At 71.1% G+C, this 11,816-nt stretch carries 12 protein-coding genes; 4 read left to right on the forward strand and 8 right to left on the reverse strand.

Translation table 11 applies throughout. The features are described from left to right. Positions 1-338: 338 nt before the first annotated feature. Positions 339-911: a TetR/AcrR family transcriptional regulator gene (locus ABT025_RS02480; RefSeq protein ID WP_350988956.1), complete on the reverse strand. Its 573-nt coding sequence runs from the start codon at positions 909-911 to the stop codon at positions 339-341. Positions 912-1,041: 130 nt separating this feature from the next. Here ABT025_RS02480 and ABT025_RS02485 point away from each other — a divergent pair, with 130 nt between their 5' ends. Then, entirely contained in the window at positions 1,042-1,971 is a 930-nt protein-coding gene (locus ABT025_RS02485; protein ID WP_350988958.1) for an SDR family oxidoreductase, read from the forward strand. A gap of 65 nt (positions 1,972-2,036) precedes the next feature. Then, a complete protein-coding gene (locus ABT025_RS02490; protein WP_350988960.1) occupies positions 2,037-2,171 on the forward strand; it encodes a hypothetical protein in 135 nt (44 codons plus the stop codon). 77 nt (positions 2,172-2,248) lie between these two features. Here ABT025_RS02490 and ABT025_RS02495 read toward each other — a convergent pair whose 3' ends face one another. From ABT025_RS02495 to ABT025_RS02505, 3 genes are all read right to left on the reverse strand, one after another. Beyond that, positions 2,249-3,625, reverse strand: coding sequence for an alpha-amylase (locus ABT025_RS02495; protein WP_350988962.1), 1,377 nt, complete (start codon positions 3,623-3,625; stop codon positions 2,249-2,251). 237 nt (positions 3,626-3,862) lie between these two features. Beyond that, positions 3,863-4,720 (reverse strand): ABC transporter permease, encoded by an 858-nt coding sequence (locus ABT025_RS02500; RefSeq protein ID WP_350988964.1) that lies wholly within the window; start codon positions 4,718-4,720, stop codon positions 3,863-3,865. Beyond that, a complete protein-coding gene (locus ABT025_RS02505; RefSeq protein WP_350988966.1) occupies positions 4,717-5,625 on the reverse strand; it encodes an ABC transporter ATP-binding protein in 909 nt (302 codons plus the stop codon). Before ABT025_RS02505 ends, ABT025_RS02500 begins: the two co-directional genes overlap by 4 nt. 132 nt (positions 5,626-5,757) lie before the next feature. On the opposite strand from ABT025_RS02505, the gene ABT025_RS02510 reads away from it, so the two are divergent. Together ABT025_RS02510 and ABT025_RS02515 are read left to right on the forward strand one after the other, a co-directional pair. Then, positions 5,758-7,014, forward strand: a complete 1,257-nt coding sequence (locus tag ABT025_RS02510) for a sensor histidine kinase (RefSeq protein ID WP_350988968.1) — start codon at positions 5,758-5,760, stop codon at positions 7,012-7,014. Continuing rightward, the gene (locus tag ABT025_RS02515; RefSeq protein ID WP_350988970.1) at positions 7,011-7,694 is read left to right on the forward strand and encodes a response regulator; all 684 of its coding nucleotides are present in this window, start codon (positions 7,011-7,013) and stop codon (positions 7,692-7,694) included. Before ABT025_RS02510 ends, ABT025_RS02515 begins: the two co-directional genes overlap by 4 nt. Positions 7,695-8,140: 446 nt before the next feature. Here ABT025_RS02515 and ABT025_RS02520 read toward each other — a convergent pair whose 3' ends face one another. The 4 genes from ABT025_RS02520 to ABT025_RS02535 are packed head-to-tail and all read right to left on the reverse strand — an operon-like array spanning position 8,141 to position 11,623. Continuing rightward, positions 8,141-8,752: a response regulator gene (locus ABT025_RS02520; RefSeq protein ID WP_350988972.1), complete on the reverse strand. Its 612-nt coding sequence runs from the start codon at positions 8,750-8,752 to the stop codon at positions 8,141-8,143. Next, positions 8,749-9,939 carry a sensor histidine kinase gene (locus ABT025_RS02525; protein ID WP_350988974.1) on the reverse strand — a complete coding sequence of 397 codons (1,191 nt, stop codon included), beginning with the start codon at positions 9,937-9,939 and terminating at the stop codon, positions 8,749-8,751. Before ABT025_RS02525 ends, ABT025_RS02520 begins: the two co-directional genes overlap by 4 nt. Further along, positions 9,936-10,688 (reverse strand): ABC transporter permease, encoded by a 753-nt coding sequence (locus ABT025_RS02530; RefSeq protein ID WP_350988976.1) that lies wholly within the window; start codon positions 10,686-10,688, stop codon positions 9,936-9,938. Before ABT025_RS02530 ends, ABT025_RS02525 begins: the two co-directional genes overlap by 4 nt. Next, positions 10,688-11,623 (reverse strand): ABC transporter ATP-binding protein, encoded by a 936-nt coding sequence (locus ABT025_RS02535; RefSeq protein ID WP_350988978.1) that lies wholly within the window; start codon positions 11,621-11,623, stop codon positions 10,688-10,690. The genes ABT025_RS02530 and ABT025_RS02535 overlap by 1 nt, the downstream gene beginning before the upstream one ends. Positions 11,624-11,816: the final 193 nt, after the last annotated feature.

An 11,816-nucleotide genomic window follows, 5' to 3' on the forward strand; every position in this document is an offset into this window, starting at 1 on the left:
TTCGAAGCACCGGTGAAGCCCGGCGTGAAGTTCCACGACCTGCTCGTCGTCTCACTCGGCGGCCAGGGCCAGTACGAACACGTCATCAACAACACGGGTTCGCCCACGTCGGGGACGTCCACCGTGCCGTCACAGGTGGTGTCGTTCCCGTAGGGATGCGAGAGAGGTGAGAGGCGCCGGGTCCGGGTTGCCGCCAGGCGGCCCAAGCCGAGTTGCCGCAAAACCGCCCGGGTCCGGGTTGCCGCAAAGCTGCCCGGGACCAGGTTGCCTCAAAGCCGCCCGGGAACGGCCCGGCAGCCAGGTGCGCCCCGTCATGGTTATGGCGGGGCGCACCGCTGTCAGGTCCGGCCGCCGGCCGTCACGGCTTTGAGCTCGTCGAGCACCTCCTGGATGCACGCACCCATGCCCGGCTCACCGCTGCCGCCGATCCAGCGCCCGAACGCGACCTTGAAGACCGCGACGCCCGCCTCGCCCGCGAGGCTCGCGGCCGGTTCCGGGACGCCGCGCTCACGTAGCGCCCCGGCAAGGGCCGCGGCGAGCGAGTCGAGCTTGACCAGCTCCCGCTCCTGAAGCTCCACGTTGGCAGCGATGATCTCCTGGCGCCGCCGGGACTGCTCGCGCCGCTCGTCGAACACGGCCGCGGTCGCCTGGAGCGCGACGGCCACCGCGTCGATCGGCGACGCGGACGCGGGTGCCTCGGCGAGGGTGTCCACGAGGAGCCCCTGGAGCGCGACGGAGCCCCCGAACAGGACCTCGCGCTTGTCCGCGTAGTGCCGGAAGAACGTGCGCTCCGTGAGCCCCGCCCGTCCGGCGATCTCGGTCACGGTCGTCTTCTCGTAGCCACGCTCGCCGTAGAGCTCCATTGCGGCCTGCTCCAGCCGGCCGCGCGCGTTCGGCTCCCATCGACTCATGGCTCCGATTCTATGGGATGACAGTTACTGACATCAGAGGTAGGTTGATGACAGTCGCTGACATCGACCGCCCTGTCGTAAGGCCACGAGGGCCGCCGCCAGGACGGTCGGCCCACCCAGGAGGATTCCCATGCGTGTATTCATGACCGGTGCGTCCGGCTGGATCGGCTCCGCCGTCGTTCCCGAGCTCATCGACGCGGGCCACCAGGTCGTCGGACTCGCCCGCTCGGACGCCTCGGCCGAGGCGCTCACCGCCGCGGGGGCCGCGGTGCTGCGCGGGGACCTGGACGACCTCGGCGCCCTGCGCGACGCGGCGGCCGCCGCGGACGGCGTGATTCACCTCGCGTTCAAGCACGACATCGCCTTCTCGGGGGACTTCCAGGGCGCCGCCGACGCGGACCGCCGCGCCGTCGAGGCCTTCGGGGAGGCGCTCGCGGGATCCGGCAAGCCGTTCGTCATCGCTTCCGGGACGCTCGGGCTCGCACCGGGGCGGGTCGCCACCGAGCAGGACGGGCAGAGCCCCGACTGGCCGGCGCCGTTCGAGGCTACGCGGGCCCGGCTGACCACCGCCCTGCTGGCCGTCTCCCTCGCTTCGCGCGACGTCCGCTCGTCCGTCGTGCGCTTCCCGCCGACGGTGCACGGCGAAGGCGATCACGGCTTCATGGCCGCTCTGGTCTCCATCGCCCGCGCCAAGGGCGTCTCCGGCTACGTCGGCGACGGTGCCAACCGCTGGCCCGCCGTACACCGCGGCGACGCCGCACACCTCGTCCGTCTGGCACTGGAGACCGCACCCGCGGGATCGACGCTGCACGCGGTCGCCGAGGAGGGCGTCCCGATCCGCGATGTCGCCGACGCCATCGGGCGCCGGCTCGGCCTCCCCGTCGCTTCCGTCTCTCCGCAGGACGCGGACGCGCACTTCGGCTGGCTGGGCGGCCTCGTGGGCGTGGACGGGCCGTCCTCCAGCGCCCTGACCCGCGAGTCGTACGGGTGGCAGCCGACCCGTCCGGGGCTGATCGAGGACCTCGACAAGGGTCACTACTTCGACGCCCCCGCCACGTGAGAACGCACCACCGGCCGGGCGCCTCCGCTCCAGTGGAGGCGCTTACGGTCGGTGGTGCGCGGGGCGTGATGATCAGCTGTCCGCACACGCTGGGCATGCTGGGCGTGCTGGGCGTGCTGGGCGTGCTGGGCGTGCTGGGCGTGCTGGGCGTGCTGGGCGTGCTGGGCGTGCTGATCAGCCATACACGCTGGGCGCGGTGATCAGCTGTACGCAACGGGCGCGGTGATCAGCCGTACGGGCTGGGCTGGTGATCAGCCGTACGCGCCAGGCGTACTGATCAGCCGTGCAGGGCCATCGCACCCTTCGCCGGTACGGTCGCCGTCACCGTGCCGTCGTCGCCGACCTGCACCGTGTTGCCGTCACAGGCGTCCGGGGATGCCTGCGCCACGTTGCAGTACGTGCCTGCCGGAAGCGACGTGGCGAACGTCTGCTGGAGCTCGCCGTCACCGTTGTTGATTGCGACAAAGCCCTTGTCGCCGCGGCCGAAGGCGATCGCCGACGAGCCGTTGTCCCACCAGTCGGTCAGTTCCGCGCCCGCCGTGGCGTTGTGGAAGCCGACCATGCCGGTGATCGCCGTCTGCGCGTGTGTGCAGGTCCAGCCGCCGCTGTCGCACGCGGCCGAGCCACCGTTCGGCGGACCGGCATCCTTGTCCGACCATTCGTAGCCGGAGTAGACGTTCGGGGAGCCGTAGGGCGAGGCGAGCATGAAGACGTTGGCCAGGGTGTAGGCCGCGCCGTCCTTGTACGTCAGTGTCGAGCCGTTGCGCTCGGTGTCCCAGTTGTCGACGAACGTACGGGCGCTCGCGCTCGCCATCTTGCCGTCGGCGATGTTCTTCAGGCCGGTGATGCCGCCGCCCTGGAAGGCACTCTTGAGGTGCCCGCCGTAACGGAACTCGTCGACGTCGCCCACGCCGGTGTACTCGTCGGGCTGGACGGCCTCACCACCGCCGTAGATGACCTCGGTGACCCAGAACCCCGGGTCGGACATCTTGCCCTTGATCGCGGCGATGTCGTCGGCGGCCATGTGTTTGGCGGCATCGATACGGAAACCGTCGACGCCCAGACCGCGCAGGTCGGAAAGGTACGCGGCGATCGTCGTACGGACGGCGTCGCTGCCGGTGTCGAGGTCGGCCAGACCGACCAGTTCACACGTCTGGACGTCGTTGCGGTCACCGTAGTTACTGATGTCCTTGCGGCAGGAGTGGAAGTCCTGGTCCTGGAAGTACCCGGGGTAGTCGTACTTCGTGTACGACGTGCCGCCGGTTCCCGTGCCGGAGCCGGACGACATGTGGTTGATGACGGCGTCGGCGACGACCTTCACCCCGGCCGCATGGCAGCTCTCCACCATGGCCGTGAACGCATCTCGGTCACCGAGGCGTCCGGCGATCTTGTAGCTGACGGGCTGGTACGAGGTCCACCACTGATCGCCCTGGATGTGTTCGGAGGCGGGCGAGACCTCGACGTAGCCGTAGCCGGCCGGACCCAGCGAGTCCGTACAGGCCTGGGCCACCGCATCGTACTTCCACTCGAACAGGGTCGCGGTGACGGTCTTGTCGCCCGGCGGGGTCGCCTGGGAGCTCCAGGGGGCGAGGGCGGTGATACCGGCGGCCGCGAGCAGGCCGGCCAGTGTCGCGCGAGCGGCGCGGGAACTCAATTGCTGCTCCTTCGTTCGCGGGTACGGATATGGGGTCCGTACCCGACGTGGGCGGCCACGCGCCTGGCCACCGTGGGGGGAGTTCGGAGCCTGCCGTCAGGGCGATGGACACGTCAAGAGATCTCGCAAGGATTTCCAGAATGTTTCTGAAATGCTTTGCAGGGAAGGCGAATCGGGGATCCGGGGTGCAGTGGGCCCGGCTCCCGGCGGCGGTCCGTCACTGCTCACAGCGGTCCGTCACTGGTCACGGCGGTGCACCGCGATCACCGCGGCCGTGCCAGCCAGCAGTGCCCAGAGAGCGTAGACGGTCCAGGCTCCGGAGGCCGTCCACGGGTAGAGGACGGACGCGTGGAGATCCGAGACCGACAGCCGCTCCCACGCGCTGAAGGGCAGCGTGTGCTGGAGCACCGCCGTCAGGTGGCGACGGTCGCTGAGGATCATCGGGAGCAGAAGCAGCACCACCACGCATCCGATGACGGAGCCTCCGGTGTGGCGGATCACCGAGCCGATCGCCAGGCCCGCGAGCGCGGCCACCGGGGCGAGCAGTGCGGAGGCGACGACGAGGCGCAGGGCGCCGGGGTGGGAGAGGGAGACCGAGGCGCCTCTGCCGGAGAGGATCGCCTGCGTCGACGCGAACGACGCCAGGGCGACAAGTGTGCCGAAGACGGTGGTGACGGCGGTGAGCACGAGGGCCTTGGCAGCCATCACCGAGCGGCGAGCGGGGACGGCGGTGAACGTGGTGCGGATCAGGCCGGTGCCGTACTCACCGGTGATCGATACGGCACCGATGGCGGCGACGGCCAGCACCAGCACCATGGCGGCGTTCCCGGTGAAGGCGTCCATGAGGGGCGAGCCGTTGGCGATGAAGGACTCGCGGCCGCGGTCGTCGTACTCGTACCAGTACTTGTAGTGGTCGTAGGCCGTACCGGCGTTGAACGCGATGACGGCCAGCGCGGTGATCGCATACATCCAGGAGGTGGAGCGCAGCGACCACGTCTTGAGCCATTCGGCGGCGAGCAGGTCGCGGAAGCGGGCACGGGGTTCGTCGTGCGGCACGCGGCCGGCGGGTGTGGTCGGGGCGGTTGCCGTGGTCATCGTGGGTCTCCTGCGAGGTATTCGACGCTGTCCGAGGTGAGTTCCATGAACGCCTCCTCCAGCGAGGCACGGAGCGTGGTGAGTTCATGGAGCGGGACGCGGTGGTGAAGGGCGAGCTCACCGATCCGGGCGGCGGTGAGGCCGGTGACCGTGAGCCGGTCGCCGTCCTGGACCACCGAGGCGCCCTCCGCGGTGAGCAGCGGGGCGAGGGCGGCGGTGTCGGGGGTGCCGACGGTCACGCTGAGCCGGGTGGAGCGGGCGGAGAACGCGGTCAGACTCTCGGCGGCGATGAGTTCGCCGCGGCCGATGACGACGAGCCGGTCGGCGGTGTGCTCCATCTCGGTCATCAGATGGCTGGACACGAACACCGTGCGCCCCTCGGCGGCTAGCCGGCGGAACAGCCCGCGCACCCACAACACGCCTTCCGGGTCGAGGCCGTTGAGCGGTTCGTCGAAGAGCAGCACCTGGGGGTCACCGAGCAGTGCGGTGGCTATGCCGAGGCGCTGGCGCATCCCGAGCGAGAAGCCGCCGATGCGGCGGCGAGCGGCTCCTTCGAGGCCCACTTCCTGGAGCAGTTCGTCGACCCGGGGGCGCGCGATCCCGTTGCTGCGGGCCAGCATCGCGAGATGGGCGCGGGCGGTGCGACCCCCGTGGACGTCGCCCGCGTCGAGCAGGGCGCCGACATGCCGCAGTCCGCGCGGATGCTCACGGAACGGCCGGCCCTGGAGGGTGGCCGTCCCAGCGGTCGGCTCGACCAGGCCCAGCAGTATGCGCAGCGTGGTGGTCTTGCCTGCCCCGTTGGGTCCGAGGAAGCCGGTGACCTCGCCCGGCCGTACGGTGAAAGTGAGGTCCTTGACGGCGGTGGCGGCGCCGTATCGCTTGGTCAGTCCGTTGACTTCGATCACACCGTCAACTGTCCTGTCCGCACCCACCGTTCGGCATCGGACCGGCGGTGACACCTGTCCGGCCCGGTGTCGACCCAGGTTGTACGACCGTGGTCAGATGCCGGTCCGGGGGGCGGTGGCTACGATCGGCGCATGTCCCACTCCCCCTCTCTGCCTCGTCTCAAGCGCGTGCCGCCTGGTTGGTGGGTAGGCATGGGCTGGTACGCGGGCATGCTGCTCACCTTCCTCATGCGGGTGCGGCTGCCCGGCGAGTACGAGCCGTCCGTCCGGCCCGGAGTGCTGATCTACCGGTGGGACGGTCTGCTGACCCAGCTGCTCGCCACGGCTCTGGCGGCGGCCGGCTGCGTACTGCTGGACCGGCGTCCGCTGAAGGCCTTGGCGCTGGTGCTGGGCGCCGCCACGCTCGCCACGTTCTCGCTGAGCGTGGGAGAGATACCGCTCGCCCAGTTCCTGGCCGCCGATGTGGCGCTGTACTTCATCGCCGCCACCCGGTCGCGCCGGATCGCTTTCATCGCCCTCCTGATGGCGCTCGGCACCCTTACCGGCTTCCTGACCGTCCGGCTGCTCGCAGGGTGGGATGTCGGCACGTCGGCGGAGCTGGTCGTCGCGCTGACCGCGGTCGTCGCCTGGCTGGTGGGCGGCTCCGCTTACGAGGCCCGCCGGCACGGCGCGAGTCTTGCCGCGCAGGCCGCCGAACAGGCCCTGGTCGAGGAGCGGTTGAGGATCGCTCGCGAGATGCACGACATGGTCGCGCACAGCCTCGGGATCATCGCGCTGCAGGCGGGTGCCGCGGCCCGGGTCGTTCACACCCAGCCGGATGCCGCGCGCGAGGCGATGAGCGCGGTGGAGACGGCGGGCCGGGAGACGCTGTCGGGGCTGCGCCGGATGCTCGGCGCGCTGCGGGAGGGCCAGCCCGCACACGAGGGGGCGGCGCGGGAGTCCGCCCACGAGGGGGCGGCGCGGGAGTCCGCGCCCCTGCACCCGGCGCAGGGGCTCGCTGATGTCGACCGGCTGGCGAAAGCCACGACCGCGGCCGGTGTCCGGGTCGAGGTGGACTGGCGGGGCAGGCCCCGGCCGCTGCCGCCGGACATCGACCTGTCGGCGTTCCGCATCATCCAGGAGTCGGTGACCAACGTGGTCCGCCATGCCGCGACCGGTTCCTGCCGAGTGTCCGTGGCGTACGGCCCCGAGGATCTCGTCATCGAGATCGCGGACCGCGGCCGGGGCGTGGGAACCGCAGCGGACTCGGGCTTCGGCCTGGTCGGTATGCGGGAGCGGGTCGCCCTGCTCCACGGCGAGTTCGCCGCCGCGCCGCGGCCCGAGGGCGGCTTCCGGGTGACGGCCCGGCTGCCGGTGCCGGCCGCGGCGGGCACGGGAGACGCGGCATGAGCAACGAGACGCCCCGAGCCGCCGCCCCGGTCCGCGTCCTGCTCGCCGACGACCAGCCGCTGGTGCGTACCGCCCTGCGCATGGTCATGGCCGACACCGACGACCTCGATGTCGTCGGCGAGGCGGGAACGGGCGACGAGGCGATACGGCTGACCGCCGAACTGGCCCCCGATGTCGTCGTGATGGACATCCGGATGCCGGGTATGAACGGCATCGAGGCCACCGGGAACATCACCGCGGGATCCGGCGCCGCTCATGTGCTGGTCCTGACGACGTTCGACGACGACGAGTATGTGTACGGCGCCCTGCGCGCCGGCGCGGCCGGCTTCCTGGTCAAGGACATGGCGCTTGACGACATCCTGGCGGCGGTGCGAGTGGTGGCGGCCGGGGACGCCCTGATCGCGCCGAGCGTCACCCGGCGGCTGATCAAGGAGTTCGCCGGGCGCCCCGCCTCGTCGCCCCCGCAGCGCCCGCTCACCGCCATCACCGGCCGGGAGCGCGAGGTGCTGGTGCTGGTCGGCAGCGGACTGTCCAACGCGGAGATCGCCGAGCGGCTCTTCATCAGCGTCGCGACGGCCAAGACCTATCTGACCCGGCTGCTCGCCAAGCTCGGCGCCCGGGACCGGGTGCAGCTCGTCATCATGGCGTACGAAGCGGGGCTGGTGTCGGCCGCCCGGTGAGGGGGGCAGCCGCCCACGGGACAGCACGGCGGGACGCACGCGGTCCTGAGGCCGCCACCCCCGTGAGGGGCCGACCCGCCACAGGGCAGCACGGCGGGGCGCGCGCGGACCTGGGGCCTGAGGCCGCCACCCCCGTGAGGGGCCGGTCGGCCACGGAACAGCATGGCGGGCCGCCCGGCAGGGCGCACAGCGGGCCACCCGGCGGGCGCACGCCCTGCAGCCGGCCCTTCTCCCGCGCCATCCGGACCGCCTCCGCACGATTGCGCGGGCTCGTCATCATGGCGTACGAGGGGCGGGCTGGTGTCGACCGCCCAGTGAGGGGCCGACCCGCAACAGGGCAGCACCGCGGGCGGCAGGACAACACCGCGGGCCACAGGACAGCACCGGGGGCGGCTCGGCAGGGCGCACAGCGGGCCGCACGGCGCGCCGCCCGGCGGGCGCACGCCCTACAGCCAGCCCTTCTCCCGTGCCATGCGGACGGCCTCCGCACGGTTGCGCGCCGCCATCTTCTGGATCGCCATGGAGAGGTAGTTGCGCACCGTGCCCTGGGACAGGTGCAGCGTCGCGGCGATCTCCGCGTTGGTCGAGCCGTCCGCGGCCGTGCGCAGCACATCGCGTTCACGCTCGGTCAGCGGGCTGGCGCCGTCGGCGAGGGCGGCGGCCGCGAGGGTGGGGTCGATGACCCGTTCCCCGGCGAGCACCTTGCGTACGGCCTCGGCGAGTTGGGATGCCGGTGCGTCCTTCACCAGGAAGGCGTCCGCGCCCGACTCCATCGCGCGCCGCAGGTATCCGGGGCGGCCGAAGGTGGTGACGACGACGATCTTGACGTCCGGAAGGGCGCGGCGCAGCTCAGCCGTCGCTTCGATGCCCGTCATGCCGGGCATCTCGATGTCGAGGAGGGCCACGTCGATGCGGTGTTCCCCGGCCGCGGCCAGCACCTCGTCGCCGCGGGCGACCTGGGCGACCACCTCGATGTCGGGTTCCAGGCCGAGGAGCGCCGCAAGGGCCTCGCGCACCATGGACTGGTCCTCGGCGAGGAGGAGTCTGATCATGCTCATTCCCGGGATCCTAGGCCGGATTCGAGCGGAACGCTGAGGACCGTGGTGAAGCCTTTGCCCGAGCGGGAGTCGGTGGCCCGCGTGGCGAGTGTCCCGTCGACCGAGGCGAGCCGCTCGGCCATGCCGGTAAGGCCGTTGCCCCGCTTCGTGCCGGCGGCGCCGCGGCCGTCGTCGGCCACGGTGAGTTCGAGGACGCGCCCGTCGAGGGTCTGGCGCGGGGCGAGGGTGACCGTGCAACGGCCCGCGTCGCTGTGGCGTACGACGTTGGTGACGGCTTCCCGCAGTGCCCAGGCGAGTACCTCCTCCGCCTTCTCGGGGAAGTCCTCCGGGAGGTCCTCGGGGGCCTCGGCCGGTATCTCGGCGGTGATTCCGGCGGCGGCGAGGGCGGTCCTGGCCCCGGCCAGTTCGCCGGGGAGGGTCGGCCGGCGGTAGCCGGTGACGGCGCTGCGTACGTCCACGAGGGCCTGGCGGCTCACCTGTTCGATGTCGGCGACCTGCGCGGCCGCCTGTTCCGGGTGGTCCGGGAGCATCCGCCCGGCCAGTTCGCTCTTGAGGGTGATCAGGGAGAGGGAGTGGCCGAGCAGATCGTGCAGATCACGGGCGAGGCGCAGCCGTTCCTCGTTGGCGGCGAGCTGGGCGACGGTGGCGCGGGCCTCACGGAGCTGGATCGTGGTGCGGATCATCTGCCGTACGCCGGACATCGCGAAGCCGCCGAGCAGTGCGGGGAAGACCAGTGCCGTGATGATCTCGCGGGGGTGGTCGCCGGTCAGGCCGATGGCCACGAGCACTGCGGTGACGGCCGGGATCAGCCAACGGGCGGTCCGCATCGGCAGCGTGGCGCCGACGGACACCGCCACGTACACGAACAGGACCAGCCACGGCGTCCCGAACGTCAGCGACAGCAGGACGGCGAGTGCCCCGAGGAAGGCGAGGGCGGCACGGACCCGGAAGGGGTCGAGCGCCTTGGAGGTGTGGCGGAAGACCAGGACCAGATAGGCGCCGACGAAGACCATCAGCCCGAGGACGCCGAGCGCGGTCGCCCACGGGGTGTGGTTGCCGTCGGCGAGGTCCTTGACCGGCGCGCTCATGAAGGCCAGCCAGACACCGATCCACATCAGCTTGATCCGGGTCTGCTTGGCGGTCGACGGCGGGCGCCCGACGCCCACGGACATCTCGTCCTCGTTCACGCCTTCAACGTGTCCTTCCGGTAGAGCCAGGCGGCGCCGCCCGCGAAGAGCAGGAAGTAGGCGAAGAGGATGGCGACGTCCTTGGCGTGCGGCGCGCCGCCCAATTCGACGGCCTGGCCGAGTGCAGCGTACGCGTGCGTGGGCAGCCACTCGGAGATGTTCTGGATCCACTGCGGGAAGGTCGCGCTCGGCATCCACAGGCCGCCGAGGATCGAGAGGACGAAGTAGATGATCATCGTGATCGGGCGGACCGCGTCTCCGCTGGCGAGGTAGCCGATGGCGACCCCGAGCGCGGCGAAGACCAGTGAGCCGGCCCAGATGACGCCGGTGAGGGCGAACCACTGCCAGAGGTCGAACCGTACGTGCTTGACGGAGGCGGCAACCAGGAAGACCACCACGATGCAGGGCAGCGTGACCATGGCCGCGCTGGCGATCTTCGCCAGGACGTAGCCGCGGCTCGGCAGCGCGGTCAGCCTCAGCTGGCGGACCCAGCCCTTCTCACGTTCTTTGGCGATGCGTTCGCTGTTGCCCATCAGGACGGCGGTGAGCGCGCCGAACGAGGCCATGGAGACCATGAAGAAGGACTGCAGGGTCAGGTCGGTGTGCGGCACCTTGTCGGTGGTGTTCTGGGTGCCGGAGATCAGCAGGTAGATCACCGACGGGTAGATGACCGAGAAGAACATGAACTTCTTGTTCCGCAGGGTGCGGGTCACTTCGAGCTTGATGAGCGCCCATGAGAAGAAAATCATCACTTGGTCCTGGCCTCCTCGGCCTCGGTGATGGCGACGAAGGCCTGTTCCAGGCCGAGTCCTGCGACTTCGAGTTCGCGCGGGTAGAGGCCCAGGCCGTAGACGGCGTGCACGGTCGCGTCGGCGTTGTGGGACTGGATCCGGACCCGGTGGCCGGTGATGTCGAGCGTGGAGAGGAACGGCAGGGCGCGCAGGGCCTCTTCGTCGATCGCGCCCTCCAGCTCGAAGGAGATCCGGCGGGCCCCGGCCTTCGCCTTGATCTCGGCCGCGGTGCCGTCGGCGAGGATCCGGCCCTTGTGCAGGACCAGGACGCGGTCGGCGATCGCGTCGGCCTCTTCGAGGTAGTGGGTCGCGAACAGGACCGTACGGCCCTGGTCGGCCTGCTCACGCATGGTGGCCCAGAAGGCCTGGCGGGCGGTGACGTCCATCCCCGTGGTCGGCTCGTCGAGCACGATGAGGTCGCTGGCCCCCGCGGTGGCGAGCGCGAACCGTACGCGCTGCTCCTGGCCGCCGGAGAGCTTGTTGACCATGCGGCCGGCGATCGGTGCGATTCCGGCCCGGCCCAGCACCTCGTCGACCGGGTAGGGCCTGGGGTGCAGTTCGCAGACGAGCCCGACCAGTTCCCCGACGGTGACGTCCTCCATCAGGCCGCCGGTCTGCAGCATCGCGCCGACGCGTCCGGCGGCGATGGCCGCCTGGGGAGTCGTACCGAAGAGGCGGACCGTCCCGGAGTCGGCGGTGCGCAGGCCGAGGAGGAGGTCGAGGGTGGAGGACTTGCCGGCGCCGTTGGGGCCAAGCAGGGCCACGGTCTCGCCGGGGTGCAGGTCGAGGGTCAGCCCGTCGACGGCGCGTACGTCTCCGTAGGCCTTGCTGACCTGGTCGAAGCTGACCACGGCGGTCTTCGCCGCGGTGACTTCGGGGGCTGTCGTTGTCATGCGTCCAGCCTGGCTCAGCAGGGGGCACGCCCGGCAGGGTCACGGGTCGTGGAAACGGGATGACAGATGTCATGCCGTACGGGTGACAGCGGCGGCCGGGGCGGATACGACACCACCCCCGGCCGCAGGTCCGGGCGGATACGACACCACCCCCGGCCGCAGGTCCGGGCGGATACGACACCACCCCCGGCCG

Source organism: Streptomyces sp. NPDC002809 (assembly GCF_040295435.1).
In the GTDB taxonomy this organism is placed as follows: domain Bacteria; phylum Actinomycetota; class Actinomycetes; order Streptomycetales; family Streptomycetaceae; genus Streptomyces.